The sequence below is a fragment of the Litoreibacter roseus genome (assembly GCF_009811795.1).
Taxonomy (GTDB): domain Bacteria; phylum Pseudomonadota; class Alphaproteobacteria; order Rhodobacterales; family Rhodobacteraceae; genus Litoreibacter; species Litoreibacter roseus.
This window is the reverse complement of sequence record NZ_BLJE01000002.1, coordinates 380348-400795: the sequence shown is the minus strand read 5'-3', so window position 1 is coordinate 400795 and position 20448 is coordinate 380348. Positions and strand designations below refer to the sequence as shown.

20 protein-coding genes are annotated in these 20448 nt (G+C 57.6%); 10 read left to right on the top strand and 10 right to left on the bottom strand.

Annotation, left to right across the window (positions count from 1 at the left end; genetic code table 11):
• Positions 1–19: 19 nt before the first annotated feature.
• Positions 20–550, bottom strand: a complete 531-nt coding sequence (locus KIN_RS08955; RefSeq protein ID WP_159806153.1) for an acyl-CoA thioesterase — start codon at positions 548–550, stop codon at positions 20–22.
• A 133-nt stretch (positions 551–683) separates the two neighbouring features.
• On the opposite strand from KIN_RS08955, the gene KIN_RS08950 reads away from it, so the two are divergent.
• Positions 684–971 carry a YggT family protein gene (locus KIN_RS08950; RefSeq protein ID WP_159806150.1) on the top strand — a complete coding sequence of 96 codons (288 nt, stop codon included), beginning with the start codon at positions 684–686 and terminating at the stop codon, positions 969–971.
• Here the strand turns inward: KIN_RS08950 and KIN_RS08945 are convergent, their stop codons facing one another.
• The 3 genes from KIN_RS08945 to KIN_RS08935 form a co-directional block, all read right to left on the bottom strand.
• The gene (locus KIN_RS08945) at positions 972–2033 is read right to left on the bottom strand and encodes a M48 family metallopeptidase (RefSeq protein ID WP_159806148.1); all 1062 of its coding nucleotides are present in this window, start codon (positions 2031–2033) and stop codon (positions 972–974) included.
• Complete coding sequence (locus KIN_RS08940; RefSeq protein ID WP_159806146.1) at positions 2034–3113, bottom strand: YjgN family protein; 1080 nt, start codon at positions 3111–3113, stop codon at positions 2034–2036.
• A gap of 183 nt (positions 3114–3296) precedes the next feature.
• Positions 3297–4523, bottom strand: coding sequence for an argininosuccinate synthase (locus tag KIN_RS08935; RefSeq protein ID WP_159806144.1), 1227 nt, complete (start codon positions 4521–4523; stop codon positions 3297–3299).
• Between the two features lie 142 nt (positions 4524–4665).
• Between KIN_RS08935 and ilvA the strand changes: the two genes are divergently transcribed.
• On the top strand, positions 4666–5925 hold the full coding sequence (ilvA, locus tag KIN_RS08930; protein ID WP_159806142.1) for a threonine ammonia-lyase IlvA: 1260 nt from the start codon (positions 4666–4668) through the stop codon (positions 5923–5925).
• On the opposite strand, the gene KIN_RS08925 is transcribed toward ilvA, so the two are convergent.
• Positions 5917–6240 (bottom strand): Hpt domain-containing protein, encoded by a 324-nt coding sequence (locus KIN_RS08925; RefSeq protein ID WP_159806140.1) that lies wholly within the window; start codon positions 6238–6240, stop codon positions 5917–5919. The genes ilvA and KIN_RS08925 overlap by 9 nt on opposite strands.
• Before the next feature lie 127 nt (positions 6241–6367).
• On the opposite strand from KIN_RS08925, the gene KIN_RS08920 reads away from it, so the two are divergent.
• Positions 6368–7681, top strand: a complete 1314-nt coding sequence (locus tag KIN_RS08920; protein ID WP_243144875.1) for a SpoIIE family protein phosphatase — start codon at positions 6368–6370, stop codon at positions 7679–7681.
• 17 nt (positions 7682–7698) lie between these two features.
• On the opposite strand, the gene KIN_RS08915 is transcribed toward KIN_RS08920, so the two are convergent.
• Complete coding sequence (locus KIN_RS08915) at positions 7699–8139, bottom strand: NUDIX domain-containing protein (protein ID WP_159806138.1); 441 nt, start codon at positions 8137–8139, stop codon at positions 7699–7701.
• Positions 8140–8235: 96 nt separating this feature from the next.
• Here KIN_RS08915 and hslO point away from each other — a divergent pair, with 96 nt between their 5' ends.
• From hslO to KIN_RS08880, 7 genes are read left to right on the top strand one after another with little or no spacing between them, the layout of a single operon-like run.
• Positions 8236–9237 (top strand): Hsp33 family molecular chaperone HslO, encoded by a 1002-nt coding sequence (hslO, locus tag KIN_RS08910; protein ID WP_159806136.1) that lies wholly within the window; start codon positions 8236–8238, stop codon positions 9235–9237.
• On the top strand, positions 9221–9823 hold the full coding sequence (locus KIN_RS08905; protein ID WP_159806134.1) for a CoA pyrophosphatase: 603 nt from the start codon (positions 9221–9223) through the stop codon (positions 9821–9823). Before hslO ends, KIN_RS08905 begins: the two co-directional genes overlap by 17 nt.
• The gene (locus KIN_RS08900) at positions 9823–10953 is read left to right on the top strand and encodes a CCA tRNA nucleotidyltransferase (protein ID WP_159806132.1); all 1131 of its coding nucleotides are present in this window, start codon (positions 9823–9825) and stop codon (positions 10951–10953) included. The genes KIN_RS08905 and KIN_RS08900 overlap by 1 nt, the downstream gene beginning before the upstream one ends.
• Positions 10953–11537 carry a LysE family translocator gene (locus KIN_RS08895; RefSeq protein WP_159806130.1) on the top strand — a complete coding sequence of 195 codons (585 nt, stop codon included), beginning with the start codon at positions 10953–10955 and terminating at the stop codon, positions 11535–11537. Before KIN_RS08900 ends, KIN_RS08895 begins: the two co-directional genes overlap by 1 nt.
• 39 nt (positions 11538–11576) lie before the next feature.
• A complete protein-coding gene (locus tag KIN_RS08890) occupies positions 11577–13418 on the top strand; it encodes an ABC transporter ATP-binding protein (RefSeq protein WP_159806128.1) in 1842 nt (613 codons plus the stop codon).
• Positions 13415–15271, top strand: coding sequence for an ABC transporter ATP-binding protein (locus tag KIN_RS08885; protein ID WP_159806126.1), 1857 nt, complete (start codon positions 13415–13417; stop codon positions 15269–15271). Before KIN_RS08890 ends, KIN_RS08885 begins: the two co-directional genes overlap by 4 nt.
• A gap of 7 nt (positions 15272–15278) precedes the next feature.
• Complete coding sequence (locus KIN_RS08880; protein WP_159806124.1) at positions 15279–16469, top strand: class I SAM-dependent RNA methyltransferase; 1191 nt, start codon at positions 15279–15281, stop codon at positions 16467–16469.
• Here the strand turns inward: KIN_RS08880 and dxs are convergent.
• The 4 genes from dxs to KIN_RS08860 are packed head-to-tail and all read right to left on the bottom strand — an operon-like array spanning position 16466 to position 20447.
• Positions 16466–18394, bottom strand: a complete 1929-nt coding sequence (gene dxs / locus KIN_RS08875) for a 1-deoxy-D-xylulose-5-phosphate synthase (RefSeq protein WP_159806122.1) — start codon at positions 18392–18394, stop codon at positions 16466–16468. The genes KIN_RS08880 and dxs overlap by 4 nt on opposite strands.
• Before the next feature lie 14 nt (positions 18395–18408).
• The gene (locus KIN_RS08870; RefSeq protein ID WP_159806120.1) at positions 18409–19269 is read right to left on the bottom strand and encodes a polyprenyl synthetase family protein; all 861 of its coding nucleotides are present in this window, start codon (positions 19267–19269) and stop codon (positions 18409–18411) included.
• A complete protein-coding gene (locus KIN_RS08865; RefSeq protein ID WP_159806118.1) occupies positions 19270–19512 on the bottom strand; it encodes an exodeoxyribonuclease VII small subunit in 243 nt (80 codons plus the stop codon).
• Entirely contained in the window at positions 19509–20447 is a 939-nt protein-coding gene (locus tag KIN_RS08860) for a histone deacetylase family protein (RefSeq protein WP_159806116.1), read from the bottom strand. Before KIN_RS08860 ends, KIN_RS08865 begins: the two co-directional genes overlap by 4 nt.
• Between the last annotated feature and the right edge of the window lies 1 nt (position 20448).

Sequence of the window (20448 nt, the reverse complement as noted above, 5' to 3'; positions counted from 1 at the left end):
CCTAAAGTAAACCTGAGCGTCACGGGTTTGGCGGCCATGGACGATGTGCCTCTGCTTTGATCCACTCGGCCACCCAAAGCGGCGGTTCGGGTGAGCGGATATCGTGGCCAAGCTCTTCAACCACTTGCGATGGCGGCACGATCCCATCCTTGCCGGTGACAGCAGATCGATAGAGGATGCTCGATGCTGGAGCGCCTTTCACCCACATGCTCTGTTCAAGGTAAATAAAACGTTCATCCCAGCAGAGCGCCTTTGACCGGATCTCCATCGTTTCAAACATCCGGACCCGCCTGCGATAGCGAACAGAGGCCCCTGCCATCGTCAGCCCCCAACGCTTTCGGCGCAACACATCGACAAGCCCGGTGCGCTTGGCGAAGGGCAACCGCCCCAAATCGTAGATCGTCAGGGTTCGCCCGTTGTTCAGCTCCATCCAGAGATCGAGATCCCATGGCCAGCAGACATGATGGGACACGTGGGTGTCGAATACGCCCAACGGTTCCGCATTGCGAAACAAAAAAAATTCCTTGGCGAGCCTGATGACTGGGTACATGGGTCTGATCTCCAACGTGAGCTCTATGACGCGCCTCTTCTTCCCGGGGTCAACCGCAACCTCACGTCACGGTCAGGCTTGCACAGGGCATCGGAGCGCCTTACCTAGACTGCGGTCACAACGGAGCACACCTATGACATCTCTCTTCCAGATTCTGATGCTTGTTCTGAGCGTCGTAAAGACGGTGATCTTCGTTCACTTCATCATGAGTTGGCTGTTGAGCTTTCAGGTCCTGAACCTGCGCCAGCCCATCGTCGCGCAAATCTGGGATGGCTTGAATCGGCTGCTGGAGCCGATCTATGGCCCGATCCGCAGGTTCATGCCCAATATGGGTGGCCTTGATCTAAGCCCGATCGTGGCACTTCTCGGTGTCTACGCGATCGAGATCATTTTGCGAAACAACGCCGCGCTGTTTATCTGATCAGGGTGCGTCCAGCGTTTCGATAAAGGTCTCAATTGCCTCGATGCGGTTCTCATTCGCAGGATGCGTCGACATCCATTCTGGCGGACCTTCCCCCATTTCCGAGATCTTCTCAAAAAAGACGGCGAGGCCTGCGGGATCAAACCCTGCGCGGTGGCTCAAGGCCAGCCCGAACTCGTCCGCAGCGGTTTCGTGACTGCGGGAATAGGAGAGTGACAACAGAAGGCTGCCTTCAAGCAGGACATCTTCAAGGATCGGCCCGGTGTCACCCGCAAGAAACGCAATCAGGATAAAAACGCCCAGCGACCTGTAGGTCTGCTGCAGACCATGCTGCTCCACCACGTGGCCTAGTTCATGACCAAGGACACCCGCCAGCACATCGCGGCCCGGAAACTCCTCAATAAATTGGTCGGTCATGATCACGGTCCCACCGGGCAGGGCAAAGGCATTCGGACCCACATCCGGCATTGAGCGAAACAGAAGGGTGAAATCGTGTTTTTCCCGCTGATCCGCGGGTAGATCGTCCAGCAAGGTTCGGAAAATCTGCTCAACCCGATCGCGCTCGGCGTCATCCAGCGTGCTGGTCTCGGCCATGGTAAGATCAATAGTTTTCAGGGTGCCGCGATCAATCTGATCGACGAGTATGGGGGGCGTCAGTGCAATGGCTGCTGTCACCAGAATATCGAGACCATAGCGCCAGATGATCCAGACCGACAGCACTGCGGCGGCAATAACCCCCACAAGGCGTGGGCTGAACTGCTCATAGTGATGCAGCAAACCGCCACGTGTGGCACCGGTCAGCTGCGTGACAGCGTCATGGTCACTTGTCTCGAACACCAGTCCGCCCGGAAATGTGATCCGACGCGGCGCGGACCCCAAAGGCGATGCGACATCGAGATCTTCGGCGGCCACATCTTCGACCGTCGCGCCGTCTTCCGATGTCAAAACCGCGCGACCGCTGTCTGACACAAAAAGCTCACAAGGTATCTCGCGAGAGCTATGAAGGGCGAAGGCCCGCCCCTTCATCCGAATGTGCAGATACGTGGTTTCTCTGTCGGTCATCTAGATCGGCAGTCCCACATCAATCCCTTCAAGGTCAGAATATGCTTCACCCACAGACATGCCCTCATCCACCTGCCGTCCGACGAAATCATCAAGTGATCCGCCCGGCAGAAGATAGGTATGATTGGCGAGATAATTCGCAAGGCGCACTTGGGTCCAAGGCAACATAAGGCCAAGCGTAACCGCCGCGATTACTGCGTTGGACACGGCAATCCACATCAGGCGCAGAGTTGTTACGTTCGAATGGAACCGGTGGCCGCCCGAAAGCTCGGTGCTGTTGTAGACGACATTCCGGGTCATTGCCTGATACATGAAGGCCGCAGGTAAAAACGCGAGAAAGAACATTAGGTAGAACAGGCCGATGATCGTGAAGATCGCAACCGGGTCGTCTTCAACGTCACCAAGCGAAAAAAGGTTCGCCAGCTGAAATCCGGTCAGTGCTACGGCCACCACGCCAACGGCCAGCACCCACAAAGCAGCAAAAAGCATCGCCTTGTAGAAAGGCCAGATCGGAGCTTCCATCTCGAACTTGGCGGTGCCGAGCCGGTGGTTGTTGATCGAGAAACGCTTTACCGCCCGGTCCAGCAGCGGGAACGTCGTGTAGAGTGTCAGTGCGGTCAGGATTGGATAAATCAGAAAGACCAGAAAGGCTTGTCCAACGCCACCTAGAAAGTTGAAGCGTACGTTGGAGAAGCTGGACATCCGCGCATTGAACATCATGGAGCGCACGATGAGCCAAGGAAACACGACCACAAGCGCGAGGATCAGAACAAGTGAGATGATCGGATCAAGGCTCGATGCAAGCTGAAACACAACCACAGCCGCAACAACGATCAGGCGCCCGATCAGAATTTGCATACCCGTCGCATGGTAGTCGAAGTTCCGACCCGCGACGTAAGTGTGGTTGTAGAAGTACTTTTTTGTTCGGACCTTTGCCCAAGCAGAGTAGATGCCAAGCGTCACTATGCTCAGCAGAAGGTTTACAATCCAAATTCCAAACCATTCGCCCGCTTTGCCCCGAAACTCAAAGCTTACAGGTTCCGCTTGTCTGGCTGGGGCTGCATCATAAGTGTCACGCATAATCCGACGTCTCGCAATTAGATCTACAATAGGGGAGATCTACCGCATTCTACGCCAATCTCGCACAGACGCGCTTGTTTGCGGGGAAAAGGGCAGAAAAATGTCAAAACCCGCGCGTAACACACAATGTGCGATCAACTGTGACAGATACGCCAACGCAATGGATCGCGTATCCGGTCTTCTTCACTTCATGCGGCGGCTACGCATCGCCAGAAGACGAAGCCGCAACGCGTTCAGCTTGATAAAGCCTGCCGCATCTTTCTGGTCGTATGCCCCGGCGTCGTCCTCAAACGTCACATGCTCTTCGGAGTAGAGCGAATGATCGGACCAGCGACCCACCGTCCGCACCGAACCTTTATAGAGCTTCAGACGCACCGTGCCGGTCACGTGCTCTTGTGACTTGTCGATTGCCGCCTGCAACATCTCACGCTCCGGGCTGTACCAGAAACCGTTATAGATGAGTTCGGCATATTGCGGCATCAACTGATCCTTCAGATGCGCGGCACCCCGGTCCAAGGTAATCTGCTCGATTCCACGGTGGGCCTCTAGCAGGATCGTTCCGCCGGGGGTTTCATAGATGCCGCGGGACTTCATTCCGACAAACCGGCCCTCGACCAGGTCAAGGCGGCCAATCCCGTGTTTGCCACCCAACTCGTTGAGCTTCGTCAGCACCGTTGCGGGTGACATCGCGTCACCGTTGACCGAGACAGCATCCCCCTGCTCAAATCCGATCTCGATCAGTTCGGCCTCATTTGGGGCGTCTTCGGGGTGGACGGTCCGCTGATACACATAGTCAGGGGCAATCTCTGCGGGATCTTCGAGGACCTTCCCTTCCGACGACGTATGCAGCAGGTTGGCATCCACCGAGAATGGTGCTTCGCCCCTTTTGTCCTTTGCGATTGGGATCTGGTTCTGCTCCGCAAATTCCAGTAGCTTCGTCCGGCTGGACAAATCCCATTCCCGCCATGGCGCGATCACTTTGATGTCGGGGTTCAACGCATAAGCGCTGAGTTCGAACCGCACCTGATCGTTGCCTTTTCCCGTCGCCCCGTGGGCCACGGCATCCGCGCCGGTTTCTTCCGCAATCTCGATCAGCCGCTTGGAAATCAGAGGACGCGCGATGGAGGTGCCCAGAAGATAGAGCCCTTCGTAAAGCGCATTGGCCCGAAACATAGGAAAGACAAAGTCGCGGACAAACTCTTCCCGCACGTCTTCGATAAAGATGTTTTCTGGTTTGATCCCCAGCAGTTCGGCTTTCTTGCGCGCAGGCTCAAGCTCTTCGCCCTGTCCCAGATCCGCGGTGAAGGTGACGACCTCGCAGCCGTACTCGGTCTGCAACCACTTCAAGATGATGGAGGTGTCGAGACCACCCGAATAGGCAAGGACAACTTTCTTGGGGGCGGTAGACATCAGGCAAGCTCCACAGACTTTTCGATTTATGCGGCGATACCTCCTCTGCCAAAAGGACGCAAGGCGCTGCGGATCGCGCGGTTGACCTGCGGGGGCCATCAATTGAGACTGGACCTCTTTGCATCGCCAAGGTTGATCATTGATGAGACAAACGCCCCAAGACGTGCTGGAGACCACCCAAGCCGTCACCCGGCATATGCGCAGCCTCTTTGAGCCGACACCGCTACAACTGAACGACTTTCTCAGCACGACCTACGGCGCGAAGATCTATCTGAAGCGCGAGGACCTGTCGCCAGTGCGGTCCTACAAGATCAGAGGCGCCTTCAATGCAATGCGCAAAGTGCGAGATGCGCATCCCGACCAGAACCACTTCGTCTGTGCCAGTGCGGGCAATCATGCTCAGGGTTTCGCCGTGGCTTGCCGGCATTTCGGTGTGCAGGGGGAAATCTTCATGCCGGTGACAACGCCCGGACAGAAGATCGACAAGACCCGGGCCTTCGGCGGGTCGTCAGTCGGCATTCGCCTGACAGGAGACTATTTCGATCAGACCCTGGCCGCGGCCCAAGAACATTGCGCGGCTAAGGGCGGGCATTTTCTGGCGCCATTCGATGACCCCGATGTGATTGAAGGCCAGTCCTCCGTCGCGCTGGAGATCCTGGATGCGCTCGGGCAGGCACCCGACATGATCATTTTACCGGTCGGGGGTGGCGGCCTGTCCGCTGGCGTGGCCCGGTACCTGCGCGCGAGGGGAACCTCGACGGAGCTTCGATTTGTAGAGCCTGCGGGCGGGGCCAGCCTGACCGCCGCCCTTGCCGCGGGGACGCCTGTTAGCTTGCCCGCGGTTGATACATTCGTGGACGGCGCCGCTGTCGCGCGCATGGGGCAGCACACCTTCAAACATCTTCGCGATGTTCCACCCGCCCATGTTTTGACAGCGCCGGAAGACCGGATTTGCGCCACTATGATCGAGTTCCTGAACGTAGAAGGCATCGTCTTGGAACCGGCCGGGGCGCTCGCCTTGGACATCTTGCCAGAACTGCGCAGTCAGATCGAAGGCAAGACTGTTGTCTGCGTGACATCAGGCGGCAATTTCGACTTTGAAAGGCTGCCTGAGGTGAAGGAACGGGCCATGCGCTATGCGGGCCGCAAGAAGTACTTCATACTTCGGATGCCGCAGCGGCCCGGCGCATTGAAAGATTTCCTCGCGCTTTTGGGGTCAAGCGATGACATCGCACGCTTTGAGTATCTGAAGAAGTCGGCCCGCAACTACGGCACTGTGCTCATTGGGATCGAAACCGATGACGCCGCGAAGTTCGAGGCGTTGACCGTCGCAATGACGAACGCCGGATTCGATCATCGCGACATCACGAACGACGAGATTCTGGCGGAGTTTCTAATCTGAGCGGGTGATACTCATACGATCCAGACCGAGCATGAAGGCCTGTTTGGACTTCTGGTAGCAATCGCTAATCTCAGCGGCACTGTTAGGTTTGGGGGCATTTTCGGCTAACACGCACATTACGCCAACAGCAGTGAAACCAAGGTTGTTTGTGCTGCCTTTCAGAAAATGCAGATCCTCTAGAAACTGAGTGTGATCACTTTGATCCAGACCTTCTATACGGTCCTCGACTTCGCTGAGAAACATATCGACGATCTCACGAAAGTCATCCTTGCCCAGATCACTGATCAGCTCTTCGACACGTGCCCAATCAATCATCGCGGGGTCCAAAACCAACGTACATCGGTGCAGATAGCGATCCAATAGTTAACGATCTCTTACTGTTAAACTTTTACGCGCTTCGATGAGCGAATTCACACCTTTTTAAACGGCAAACGCCAAAAGAATGACCATGACCAACGCGATGCACAGCGACCCTTTAATCCCGTCTGACTGGGACGATACCTTTGCGGCCGACCCTGCGACGCCGCAACAGGTTTTGGTCGTGGATGACAGCCGTATGCAGCGCAAACTTTTGTCCACGGGCCTCAGAAAATGGGGTTACGAGGTCTTTGAGGCGGAAAGCGGCCCGGAGGGTCTGGAGCTTTGCAAGCACCATGATTTTTCGATCATCGTAAGCGACTGGATGATGCCTGGCATGGACGGACCAGAGTTCTGCCAGAAATTTCGTCAAATGAAGCGCAGCAGCTACGGCTACTTCATTCTTCTGACAAGCAAGGGCGAAACACGCGAGGTGGCTGAGGGTCTCAACTCAGGCGCAGACGACTTTCTGACCAAGCCGGTGAGCTTTGGGGAATTGAAAGCGCGCCTGAAGGCTGGTGAGCGGATCGTGACCATGCACGCGCAGCTGATCGAAAAAAACCGGATGGTCAACGACGCGCTGGAAGCCATTCAGAAGCTTTACGACAGTCTCGACCGGGACCTGATCGAGGCCCGCAAACTGCAGCAGTCGCTGGTACGTGAAACCGACGTGGCGCTGGACGAAGGCAACATCGCAATGATCCTGCAGCCCAGCGGGCATGTGGGTGGCGATCTGGTCGGCTACTTCCAAATCTCATCAACCCACCTGGGTCTGTTCTCGCTTGATGTCTCGGGGCACGGCGTCAGCTCAGCACTGATGACCGCGCGGCTCGCTGGCTACCTGTCTGGACTGAATCCCAAGCAGAACATTGCTTTGCAGGAAACAAAGGCCGGCGGTTTTGTGGCGAGAGATCCGGCGGATACGGCTGCGCGGTTCAACGAGATACTCCTGCGTGAGCTCGACACAGAACTTTACTTTACTTTTGCGTTGGCGGTTTTGGATCTCAGCACCGGCAAGATGACCTGTGTTCAGGCCGGTCACCCGCCACCGATTGTCGTGCATTCAGACAAGAGCGCCGACCTGCTTGGCAGCGGTGGCCTTCCCATAGGGTTGGTCGCGGGCGCAGAGTATGAGAGCTTTGAAGCACAGCTCACGCCAGGTGACAGGTTGGTCCTTTACTCGGATGGCATCACAGAGTGCGAGAATGCGAAGGGTGACATGCTGGATGAGCCCGGTTTCATCGAAATTCTACAGGCGCACTCCGAGCACGCAGGATCGGAAATGCTGAATGACATAATGTGGGATCTTCAAAAATTCCGCGGTGACGCAGACTTCGATGACGATATCTCAGCGTTGGTGTTTCACTACGACGGACCAGTCTCTGCCCACGCCGCCTGATCTGCCAGCAAAGATTATCAAACCCCGAAAAGCTGCCTGACGAAGTGACGATCACCCGAGTTTGCCAGCACCTCTACGGCGACCGAAGGCGGCATGAAAAGCGCCATATGACCAGCCTCTGTCGGGGCACCTCGGGCATAGACCGCTTTGGCGAGATAGATATGACAGACCTTTTCCGCGAACTTGTCGTATTCCGGCATGAATACGAACCGCCGGAAGGCGCCAAGCCTACGTGGCACCGAAATGATCCAGCCGGTTTCCTCCTCGACCTCGCGATGTAGCGCCTGTAACGGGCTTTCGCCGGGATCAATTCCACCGCCCGGAAGTTGGACCTCCGGATAAGGTGCAGCTTGATGCGTGACCAGCAAATCGCCACCTTTTTCGATGATCGCGTAGGCACCCGGCCTGTGGCCATAGCGCTGTTGTGGGATAGGCGCTTCGCCAAACCGTCTGATCATGACACAACCCCGTTATGCGTCCTCATCCCTTGGAGCTGGCATTGCCGCCTCCATATAGACGCGGTATGTCACGGTCTGCACAAAGAAGGAAACCCCATGACACATGGACAGCGCATTGCATGGGATGACACGGTTTTGCCGTTTCAACTCGACAAAAGCGACATTCGAGGGCGCTTTGCCCGCCTCGATGGCACCCTGAACAAAGTTTTGGCGCAACATGATTATCCCGCAGCGGTGGAAGCCGCCGTTGCAGAAATGGCGCTGCTGACCGCCCTCATCGGTCAGACAATCAAGCTGCGCTGGAAACTGTCCCTGCAAGTACGCGGTGACGGACCCCTTCGACTGATTGCGACCGATTATTTTGGCCCCTCCGAAGAGGGCGAGCCTGCGCGCATTCGGGCTTACGCCAGCTATGACGCGGACCGGATCAAAGCAGATGCGCCCCACTTCCCACAAATCGGAAAGGGGTATTTTGCGGTTCTGATCGATCAAGGGGACGGCATGACGCCCTATCAGGGCATCACACCTATCGCCGGTGGCTCTCTTTCAAATTGCGCGCAGACCTATTTCGCGCAATCTGAGCAGATTCCAACCCGCTTTGCCTTGGTTTATGGAGAAAGCCACATTCCAGGCGAAGTTGCAGAATGGCGGGCTGGCGGCATCATGCTGCAGCACATGCCCAAAGCGTCCCCCTTGATGGCGAACGAAGGCGGGACCGGTGAGGCCGGTGTCTTACAGCCCGAGGACATTTTGGAAGGCGAAGCCGCCGAGAACTGGTCACGCGTCAACATCCTGCTGGACACTGTCGAAGATATCGAACTGATCGGTCCGCAAATTGCGCCGACCGATCTGCTTGTGCGGCTCTTTCACGAAGAAACACCGATTGCCTACGATGCGCAGGCGGTCAGCTTCGGGTGCACCTGCTCCGAGGATAAGGTGCGGCAAAGCATGTCGATTTATTCGGCGAAGGACATCGCTCATATGACGACGGACGAGGGCAATCTTACGGCCGACTGTCAGTTCTGCGGAGCTCATTATGTGCTCGACCCATCGACGCTTGGGTTTGAAGCTGAAAGTGTGAATGAGCAAAGCCAGTAAACACATCGCTGACATCGAGGCGGCGTTGAAATCCCACGGCACCGCCTCCTCAGATTTCGACCTCAATCCCGGCATAAGCCTCCCGCACGGCAGATTTCTGCGGGAGGCGGCCGTTCTGATCCCGTTGATTGCCGTGCAGGAAAGCATTCACGTGATCCTGACCAAACGTTCGTCGGCGCTAAAGCATCATCCAGGGCAAATTGCCTTTCCCGGCGGCAAGAAGGACCCGCAAGACGCCGATTTGATCGCGTGTGCCTTGCGCGAGTCCCACGAAGAAATCGGGTTGCCGCATACGCAGGTCAACGTTCTGGGCGCCTTACCGTCCCACGAGACCGTCACGGGCTTCGATGTCACACCAATTGTCGGGATCATTGAACCGGGCTTCCGCCCCCGTCCTGAAGAAAATGAAGTTGCAGAGGTGTTTTCCGTACCGCTCACGCACTTGATCAATACAGATCACTTCTTGGTGGAAGGGCGCCACTGGCGGGGGTCGCAGCGGCATTTTTATACGGTCCCCTACGGTCCCTATTATATATGGGGCGCCACAGCGCGCATTTTGCGTGCACTGGCCGAGCGTTTGACCTGATGAAGATGACATGGGCGATCCCTGCTGAAACCCACCGCCTCATGGATCTCATGACGACAGCGGGCCATCAGGTGTTCTGTGTCGGCGGCTGTGTCCGGAACGGGCTGCTTGGAGTTAAGGTCGATGACATTGACATTGCAACTGACGCACTGCCTCAGACCGTTATGTCATTGGCAGATAGCGCCGGGTTGAAAGTCGTTCCGACCGGGATCGAACATGGGACGGTTACCGTTCTGATTGACGGAACAGCCCACGAGATCACAACCTTCCGGAGGGACGTTGCGACCGATGGGCGCCGCGCCGTCGTGGCCTTCTCAGACGATCTGCATGAAGATGCCGCGCGGCGGGATTTTACCATAAACGCGCTCTACATGGCTGCAGACGGAACGATCAGCGACCCGGTTTGCGGCCTTCCCGATCTGGAAAACAGAACGATCCGGTTCATCGGCGACCCTGCGCAGCGCATTCGGGAAGACTACCTGCGGATCCTGCGGTTCTTCAGGTTTCATGCATGGTACGGACGCGACGGTATCGAAGCAGATGGACTGTCAGCCTGCGCCGAACTCGCGGATGGGCTGGACCAACTGTCGGGCGAGCGGATCGGGGCCGAGATGAAAAAGCTTCTGAGTGCCCCTGATCCGGCCCCCGCAGTCGCAAGCATGTCACGGGCGGGTATTTTGAGGCACGTCATGCCCGGGGCAGAGACAGACAATCTTGCCGTATTGGTTCATCTTGAGACCGGCAAGGCGCCAGACTGGCTACGGCGCGCCGCAACGTTGGGTGGCGAAGATGTCACGAACAGATGGCGTCTGTCGCGGACAGAGGCGAAGACCCTGAGAACGCTCACTGACCTCGCGCGGTTGGATTTTCGCACATCGGAAATGGCGTATCGGCACGGACGGGATCTGGCAGAAAATGCGGTTCTCATCAGGTGCGCCTTGTTGGGGCAGCCCCTGCCCGCCAATTTGGCACATGATCTGACAACGGGCGCTGAGGCCGTCTTTCCAATCAAGGCTCATCACCTGACGCCCGACTATGACGGCCCGGCACTTGGTGCGAAATTGAAAGAGCTTGAGGACCGCTGGATCGCGTCCGGCTTCCAGCTGTCTCAATCAGAGCTGTTGGCTTAGTGACCTTCGATCCGCTGTATGCTTTTGTGTTTGCCGGGCTGTTCTCACCGGGACCAAACGTCATCATGCTCACGGCGTCCGGCGCCCGGTTCGGGTTCAAGCGAACAGTGCCGCATATTTTGGGCGTGGCACTGGGCGTTGGGATTACATCCGGCATTACAGGCTATGGCATCGGCGAATTACTCCTCGCGATCCCATCACTTGTTTTTGCGCTGAAATGTGCGGCGGCAGGGTGGATCTTGTGGATGGCATACGCGCTCTTCGCATCCCGCAGGGCCGAGTCCCCCGATGAAGCCGGACGCCCCTTTACAATGATCGAGGCGATCTTATTCCAGTGGGTGAATCCCAAAGTATGGGCCGTTGCGCTTGCAGCGGCGTCTGGATACAGCTCAGGTCTATCGCCAGCGGGCGAAGCAGTTAGGCTGGCAACGGCGTTTTCCGGTATAAATCTGGGCGTTTGCCTGTTTTGGGCGATGTCCGGAAGCCTCCTGACCCGTCTTCTGAAATCACCGGCCGCGTGGCGAAAATTTACGACTGTGATGGCCGCCGCGCTGGCGCTCTCTGCGCTCATGGTTTTCTTCTGAGACAGGCGATATAGATGTGCCCGAGAGAGGCATATTTGCATGTTTCGATTCTTCGAAAATCTGGTTGACCCTTACGTCCCGTACCAACCGTCGGACACGCCGCCGACGAAGTTATGGCCGTTCATAAAAGACTACTCGCAGCCGTTTAAGAAGGTCTTTTTGGCGGCGGCTGTTCTATCCGTAGTCGTTGCGATCATTGAGGTCGCTCTGATCTATTACATGGGCCGTGTCGTGGACGTCATGTCGAATGGCACGCCAGAAGAGGTGTTTCAGACCTACGGCCTGGAACTGATCCTGATCGCTCTTTTTATTCTCGTTATTCGACCACTGATCCAAGGTCTGGATGTCGCAATCCTGAACAATGGCATTCTGCCGAATTACGGAACGCTCTTTCGCTGGAGGGCGCATCGTCATGTGCTGCGGCAATCGGTGGGGTGGTTCGAAAACGACTTCGCGGGTCGCATCGCAAACCGCATCATGCAAGCACCCCCTGCTGCGGGCGAGGCCGTCTTTCAGGTGTTCGATGCAATCACCTTTTCGCTCGCCTATCTGATCGGCGCGGTCATTTTATTGGCCGGCGCTGACATGAGGCTGGCCATTCCGCTGATCATCTGGTTCGCGCTTTATGCCTTGTTGATGTCTTGGACCATGAAGCGGGTTGGGCCTGCATCCAAGGCCACCTCGAACGCACGGTCGATGATCACCGGGCGGATCGTTGACAGCTACACCAACATTCATTCAGTCAAACTGTTTGCCCATCACGACGCCGAGGTCGACTTCGCGAAAGATGCCATCGAGAAGATGCGCAAGACCTTCGCGGCAGAGATGCGCATTTACACCCTCATGGATGTCATGCTGGTCACGCTGAACGGATTCCTGATCGTAGGCGTCGTCGGTTGGGCGATCTGGCTCTGGGCGACAGGCGCCGCCTCGATCGGCGCGGTCGCGGCGGCGGCCGCGTTGACCCTACGGCTGAACGCAATGACCGGCTGGATTATGTGGGCCCTGTCCACCTTCTTCCAGTCGTTAGGCGTAGTCTCCGAAGGTCTGGAGACCATTGCCCAGCCCATCAAGCTGATCGACAAGCCAGACGCAAAAACACTTGTTGCGGGACAGGGCGCGATTGAGTTCGACAGCGTCACGCACCATTACGGGCGGGGCAGCGGCGGCATTGGCGATCTGAACCTTACCGTCAAACCCGGAGAGCGGGTGGGACTTGTCGGTCGCTCCGGTGCGGGCAAGACAACCTTGGTCAAGCTGCTGCTGCGGTTCTACGACGTCGAAGGTGGGCAGATCACGATCGACGGACAAAATGTCTCGCATGTTACGCAGGACAGTCTGCGCAGTCAGATCGGAATGGTCAGCCAAGATAGCTCTCTCCTCCATCGCTCCGTGCGCGACAACATCCTCTACGGCGATCCTGATGCGAGCCACGAGGACATGGTGCGTGCAGCCCAGAAAGCGCAAGCGCATGAATTCATTCAAACACTCGAAGATCCGGAAGGGCGCAAGGGATACGATGCCCATGTGGGCGAACGCGGGGTGAAGCTGTCTGGCGGACAGCGACAACGGATCGCCTTGGCCCGCGTCATGCTGAAGGACGCCCCAATTCTTGTGCTGGACGAGGCAACAAGTGCACTCGACAGCGAGGTAGAGGCCGCAATTCAGGATACCCTCTACGGTGTGATGGAGGGGAAAACGGTAATCGCCATCGCTCATCGCCTAAGCACTATCGCCCATATGGACCGCATCGTGGTGCTGGAGGACGGTAAAATCGTCGAAGATGGTAACCATCAGGCGCTTTTGGCCAAGGGCGGACTATATGCTGGGTTCTGGACACGGCAATCTGGCGGGTTCATCAACACCGAGGCCGCCGAATGATCGCACAAGCCTATAGCCGATGGATCGCGTTTGCGTCGCAATTGGTCGACAGGACAGCACCGGCCACGGGTGCACCCCCTCAGGCATTGCTTCCGTTCATGCGCTGGTGTGTTGCGGGTGCGTGGCCGATTCTGATCGCTGCCGCTGCAGTCTCTGCGCTCGCCGGTGCGACGGAAGTTCTTACCATGTGGCTGCTTGGCCGCGTAGTCGATGCGGCGGCAGTATCAGGTGCTGCCACGGCCCTTCCCAGTGCCGTGCCGCTGGCGCTCGGCGCAATTGCACTTCTATTGATCCTGCGCCCATTGCTGTTCGGTCTTTCCGCCACTTTCCAATCCGTCGTAATCGGGCCTTCGATCTTCACGCTCACACTGTCGCGGGTGCACCGCTGGACTTTGGGCCATGCCGTTACGTTCTTTGACAATGATTTCGCGGGGCGGATCGCACAAAAGGAAATGCAGATCGCCCGGTCTTTGACCGAGGTCATTATCGAGTCAGTCAACGCAGTGTTCTTCGCGCTGGCGTCTGTGGTCGGAGCATTGCTGCTGGTCGGCTCCATTCACCCACGGCTCATGCTGGTCCTGACACTTTGGTTCGGAACCTATGCGATCTTTCTGCGCTACTTTCTCCCTCGAATCCGGGCGCGATCAGCCGCGCGGGCGGCAGCACGCGCGATGGTCTCCGGGCAGGTCGTAGACACCATTACCAACATAAAGACGGTCAAGCTGTTCGCCCAGTCTGACCATGAAGACCGAGCGGCCCTTGGGGCCATGGAGCGCCTGAACGACAAGACGTTGGAGTTCGGGCAGCTCTCGGCATTATTCCGCATCGGCCTGATTTTCCTGGCTGGCACCTTGCCCATCGCGATGCTGGCAACAGGCATTGCGTCGCGCGGCGCGGGCGTCACGCCGGGTGATCTGGCCGCCATCGGCGCGGTTTCGATCCGGCTTGCACAGATGACCGGTTGGGTCAGCTTCACTCTGATGGCGATCTACGGCCATATCGGCGAGGTCGAGGACGGCATGAAGACGCTGACACCGCCGCAAACCCTGACAGACGATCCGGACGCGCACGTATTGGACGTGTCCAACGGAACCGTTGCGTTACGCAATGTCAGCTTTACCTACGGGCGGGAAGTCGGCGGTGTGCGCGACATCAGCCTTACGATAAAACCCGGCGAAAAGCTGGCTTTGGTCGGCGCGTCAGGTGCAGGAAAATCCACTTTGGTATCCCTACTGTTGCGGCTCTACGATGCCGAAGAGGGCAAGATAGAAATCGACGGTCAGGACGTTGCCCGTGTCACGCAGGAAAGCCTACGGCGCAATATCGGGATGGTCACGCAAGAGACCGCGATGTTCAACAGGTCCGCCCGCGACAATATTCTGTATGGTCGACCCGATGCGACGGACACGGAATTGTTCGAAGCCTCCAAAAGGGCGGAGGCGCATGACTTCATTATGGACCTGAAGGACTTCAAAGGTCGCACCGGGTACGACGCGTATTTGGGGGAACGGGGGGTGAAGCTATCAGGCGGCCAGCGCCAACGGATCGCCATTGCCCGCGCCATTTTGAAAGATGCCCCGATCCTAATTCTGGACGAAGCCACAAGTGCACTTGATAGCGAGGTTGAAGCCTCAATTCAGACCGCGCTCGACAACGCCATGGCCGACAAGACCGTGATTGCCATCGCACACCGCCTGTCCACCATCGCCCGGATGGACCGGATCGTCGTGCTGGATGATGGGCGGATTGCCGAACAGGGCAGCCATTCGGACCTTTTGGCGAAAGATGGTCTTTACGCGCGCTATTGGCATCGCCAGTCAGGTGGCTTTATTGGCCTGAAAGCAGCTGAATAGAGCCCAGATGACCCCAGTCACTATCGAACGCCTCAACCACAAAGGGGAGGGCGTCGCCCTCAATACCCCACCCATTCCCCGTGTTCTGCCCGGCGAAGAGGTCTGGCCCGATGGTCGGGTGATTAAACCTTCGTCTGAGCGGGTCGCGCCACCCTGTCGGCATTTCAAATCATGCGGCGGATGCGCAGTGCAACACGCCAATGACGACTTCGTTGCGCGCTGGAAGGCGGATGTGGTGCGCCAAGGTCTGGCTGCGCGTGGGCTTCAGCCGCCCGTTCATGACACTCTGACCTCCCCGCCACGTTCTCGGCGCCGCGCGACTTTACACGGGCGACGTACAAAGAAAGGTGCGCTGATCGGATTTCACGGACGCGCGTCTGATACCCTAGTTGAGATTCCGGACTGCCAGATCCTTCTGCCCGAAATTCTTGCGGCACTGGATCTCTTCCAGACACTGACGATCCGCTACGGATCCAGAAAGGGAGAGGTGAGCTTTGCCGTGGCGGTATCTGATGGCGGCCTCGATGTCGACGTCCGCAACGCGAAAGCCGTTGAACCGAATGATCTTCCTGATCTCGGAGAGCTCATTGCACAGTATAATCTGGCCCGCCTCGCATGGGACGGGGAGGTCGTGGCAACCCGCACACCTCGCTATTCGATTGGCTTGGCGCAGGTCGCGCCACCGCCAGGTGCGTTTCTTCAGGCCACCCAGCACGGGGAAACAACGCTACAAAACTTGGTCTTAAAAATTGTCGGCGACGCAAAGCAGGTCCTCGACCTGTTTTCCGGCTGCGGCACGTTTTCGCTGCCTTTGGCTCAGACCGCCGAAGTGTGGGCATTGGAAGGTGACGCAGCGCTGATCGATAGCCTCGACAAAGCGTGGCGCACGACTGCGGGGCTGAGACGGGTCACTGCCGAAACACGTGATTTGTTCAGGCGCCCAGTGCTGACAGATGAATTCCGCAAAGCGGACGCGGTTGTGATAGACCCGCCCCGTGCGGGTGCCGAGGCACAGACGCGCGAACTTGCCGCGTCGAATGTACCACGCATCGCGGCGGTGTCCTGTAACCCGATCACCTTCGCCAGAGATGCCGCAATATTGGTCAATGGGGGCTATTCTCTCGATTGGGTCCAGCCCGTCGATCAGTTCAGGTGGTCATCCCATGTCGAGCTGGCGGCCCAGTTCAGCAGGACTTAAGCGCGTTTGTCCGCAAGGGTCGCGACGCCCAAGACATCCAAAACCTTCGCTTCAATGTCTGGCGCGTTCATGGCTGCAACAGCGTACATGTCTGCCGGACTTGCCTGATCGATGAAGATATCCGGCAGCGTCATCGAGCGGTATTTGAGACCAGTGTCAAATACGCCGTGTTCCGCCAGAAGATGCGCAACGTGGGAGCCGAACCCGCCAACGGCACCCTCCTCTACAGTGATCAGGGCTTCGTGATGCCGCGCCAGTTGTAGGATCATTTCCTCATCGAGCGGCTTGGCGAAACGCGCGTCCACAATGGTCGGGCGAATTCCTTTTTGCGCAAGATTTTCTGCGGCTTGATTAATCTCTTTTAGCCGCGCGCCAAACGAGAGAATTGCGACGCGATCACCGTCTGCGACCATCCGGGACTTCCCGATCTCGAGTGGAACGCCGCGCTCTGGCATATCGACGCCCATGCCTTCCCCTCTTGGGAAACGGAAGGCAGACGGTGTGTCATCAATCTGCGCAGCCGTTGCAACCATGTGAACCAGCTCCGCCTCATCCGCGGCCGCCATAACGATCATACCGGGAAGGTTGGCCAGATACGCAATGTCATAGGATCCAGCATGGGTCGCGCCGTCCGCGCCGACCAGGCCCGCACGATCGATCGCAAAGCGCACAGGCAGCCTTTGCAGGGCAACGTCATGGACGACCTGATCATATCCGCGCTGCAGAAAAGTCGAATAGATGGCGCAGAAGGGCTTCATGCCCCCTGCAGCAAGCCCGGCCGCAAACGTTACCCCGTGCTGTTCGGCAATGCCCACGTCAAAACACCGGGAGGGATATCGCTCGTTGAACAGATTCAAGCCGGTCCCGTCTGGCATTGCGGCGGTTACAGCCACGATCTTACTGTCTTCCTCCGCTTCCTTGATCAGGGATTGCGCGAAGACTTTTGTGTAGCTCGGCGCGTTTGACGGCGATTTCTTCTGCTTGCCCGTGATGACGTCAAACTTGGCCGTCGCGTGACCCCGATCAATCGCAGCCTCCGCCGGGGCGTATCCCTTACCCTTCTTGGTGATCGCGTGGATCAGCACTGGGCCGTCGGCGCGCACCTTCACGGTACGCAGAACAGACAAGAGCTGATCCATGTCGTGACCATCAATCGGTCCGATGTAGGAAAAGCCAAGCTCTTCAAAAAGCGTACCGCCAACCGTGGCACTTTTAAGCAGTTCCTTCGCGCGCCGCGCGCCTTCCTGAAACGGCTCAGGCAGCAGGGAAACAGCACCTTTCGCGGCGGCCTTAAACTCCTGAAACGGAGCGCCAGCGTAAAGCCGGGACAGGTAGGACGACATTGCACCCACGGGTGGCGCAATCGACATCTCATTGTCATTGAGAATGACGATCAGTCGCTTGTTGAGATGGCCCGCGTTGTTCATCGCCTCGTAAGCCATACCGGCGCTGATGGCCCCGTCACCGATTACGGCGATGCAATCCCCCAATCCGTGCTCTGGTGCTCCGCCCAGATCGCGGGCCACGGCCATACCAAGGGCCGCAGAAATAGAGGTCGAACTGTGTGCGGCCCCAAAGGGATCATAGGGGCTTTCGCTGCGCTTGGTGAACCCGCTCAACCCATCCTTCATCCGCAGAGTTCTGATCCGGTCCCTACGGCCTGTCAGGATCTTGTGCGGATAACACTGGTGGCTCACGTCCCAGATCAGACGATCCTTTGGTGTATCGAACACCGCATGAATTGCAGTGGTCAGTTCAACAACGCCAAGCCCCGCACCAAGATGGCCACCGGTTTCGGAAACAGCGGAGATCGTTTCTGCGCGCAGTTCTTCGGCGACCCGTTTCAGCTCGGTGTCAGACATCCTCTTGAGGTCAGATGGGGTTGAGACGCGATCAAGGGTCGGGGTGGCGGGTCTGTCGTTCATGTCGCATCCATTATTCAGGTTTTCCGATCAATGACAAACCGCGCCGCGTCTTTCAAGTTGCGCGCCTCTGTGCCGTAAGATTCCAGGGCATCGATTGCGTCTTGCATCAGGTCTCTCGCGCGGGACTTTGCACCGTCCAATCCGAGGAGAGAAACGAACGTTGCCTTGTTGGCCGCACCGTCCTTCTGCAGCCGCTTGCCCATGTCTTCGGGATTGCCCTCGACGTCCAGAATATCGTCACAAATCTGAAACGCGAGGCCTAGCCGGTCGGCGTAACCTTCCAACGCGCTGGTATCATCGCCTGCCATTCGTGGGCCAGCCATCGCCGACCAAGAGATCAAAGCGCCGGTTTTTCCACGCTGAAGATGCGTGATCTCATCAATGCCCAGCGGCGTCTTTGCGGCCTCTGCAGCTATATCAAGTGCCTGACCAAGAACCATTCCTTGAGGCCCGGCAGCCTTGGCGAGTGCTTGCAGGAGGTCGATTTGACGAGACGGGTTGACGTCTGCTTTGAGCAAAACCTCGAAAGCGTAGGTCAATAGCGCATCACCAGTTAGAACTGCGGTCGCCTCATCCCACTTCTTGTGAACCGTAGGACGCCCACGTCTGAGATCATCATCGTCCATGCAGGGCAGGTCGTCATGAACGAGCGAATACGCGTGCACCATCTCGATGGCACAAGCCGCAGACATCGCCGTCCCTTGCGAAACATCGTGCAGCCTTGCGCTTTCGAGAGCCAAAAAACCGCGGAGGCGTTTACCACCCTGACAGGTGTAGCGCATAGCGTCGCCGATTGTGGTTTCAATACCGGAAAGTTCGGATTGAAGCGCTGTTTCGATGCGATCTTGCGCATCCTCCAGCGCTGCCTGAAACATTTACATTCCCTCGACGGGCGTCGTTCCTGTGGGCTTGCCATCCCCATCAAGGGTGATCTGGGCGACCTTCTCTTCGGCCTCTTTCAACTTTGTTTCGCAGCGCTTTTTCAGATCGGCGCCACGTTCGTACAGCTTAATGGAATCTTCCAGCGGCACATCGCCTCGTTCCAGCTGACCGACCACGCTTTCCAGTTCCTTCATTGCTTGTTCGAAGGTCATTTCGGCTACGGGTGTGTCAGTCATGTCGCGCCTCTTTCCAGCAGAACTTCCAGATGCGCCTTGGTCGACGCAGCCAACGCATCCAGATCATATCCGCCTTCCAAAGTCGAGACGATGCGCCCCTTCGCATGCGTGTCCGCGATGTCGCAGAGCTTTTCCGTCACCCACGCGAAATCGGCTTCTGTCAGCATCAGATTTGCAAGCGGGTCGCGGGCATGTGCATCAAACCCTGCCGAAATCAGGATGAGCTCTGGCGCGAAATCCTCCAATGCAGGAAAAATCGTTCGTTCATAGGCCTGTCTGAAGGCCCGGCCGTCGGCGCCTGCGTCAAGCGGTACGTTCAGTACATTATCCGATGCCCCCGTCTCGTTCGCATAGCCCGACCCGGGGTACAGCGGCATCTGATGAGACGAGGCGAACAAAACGCGCGGTTCGTTCCAGAGCAGATCCTGCGTACCGTTGCCATGGTGGACGTCGAAATCCACAAGGGCGACGCGCTTGAGGCCGTGTACGTCCAGCGCGTACTTCGCCCCAATCGCGATATTGCCGAAGAGGCAAAATCCCATAGGCGTTGACGTTTCGGCGTGGTGGCCGGGCGGTCGGACTGCTGCGAAAGCGTTTTGAACCTCTTCATCCAGAACCATGTCGATGGCTTTGGTCATCGCACCAACGCCCCGGAGCGCGGCGCGCAAGGAACCGGGCGAGACATGGGTGTCGGCATCAAGCGCGACACTTCCGCTGCTTGGGATGGCCTGCTCAATGGCATCCAGATGGGACCGTGGATGCACCCGCAGGATATCGTCAGCTGACCCAAGCGGGGCTTCGACCCGCAAGAGGCCCGCGTGATCAATCGTATCGACAGCGGCATAGATCGCCATCAAGCGATCAACACGTTCTGGATGACCGTCTGGCGTGACGTGCTGCAAACAGTCGCTGTGGGTGAGGAAGGCGGTGGTCATG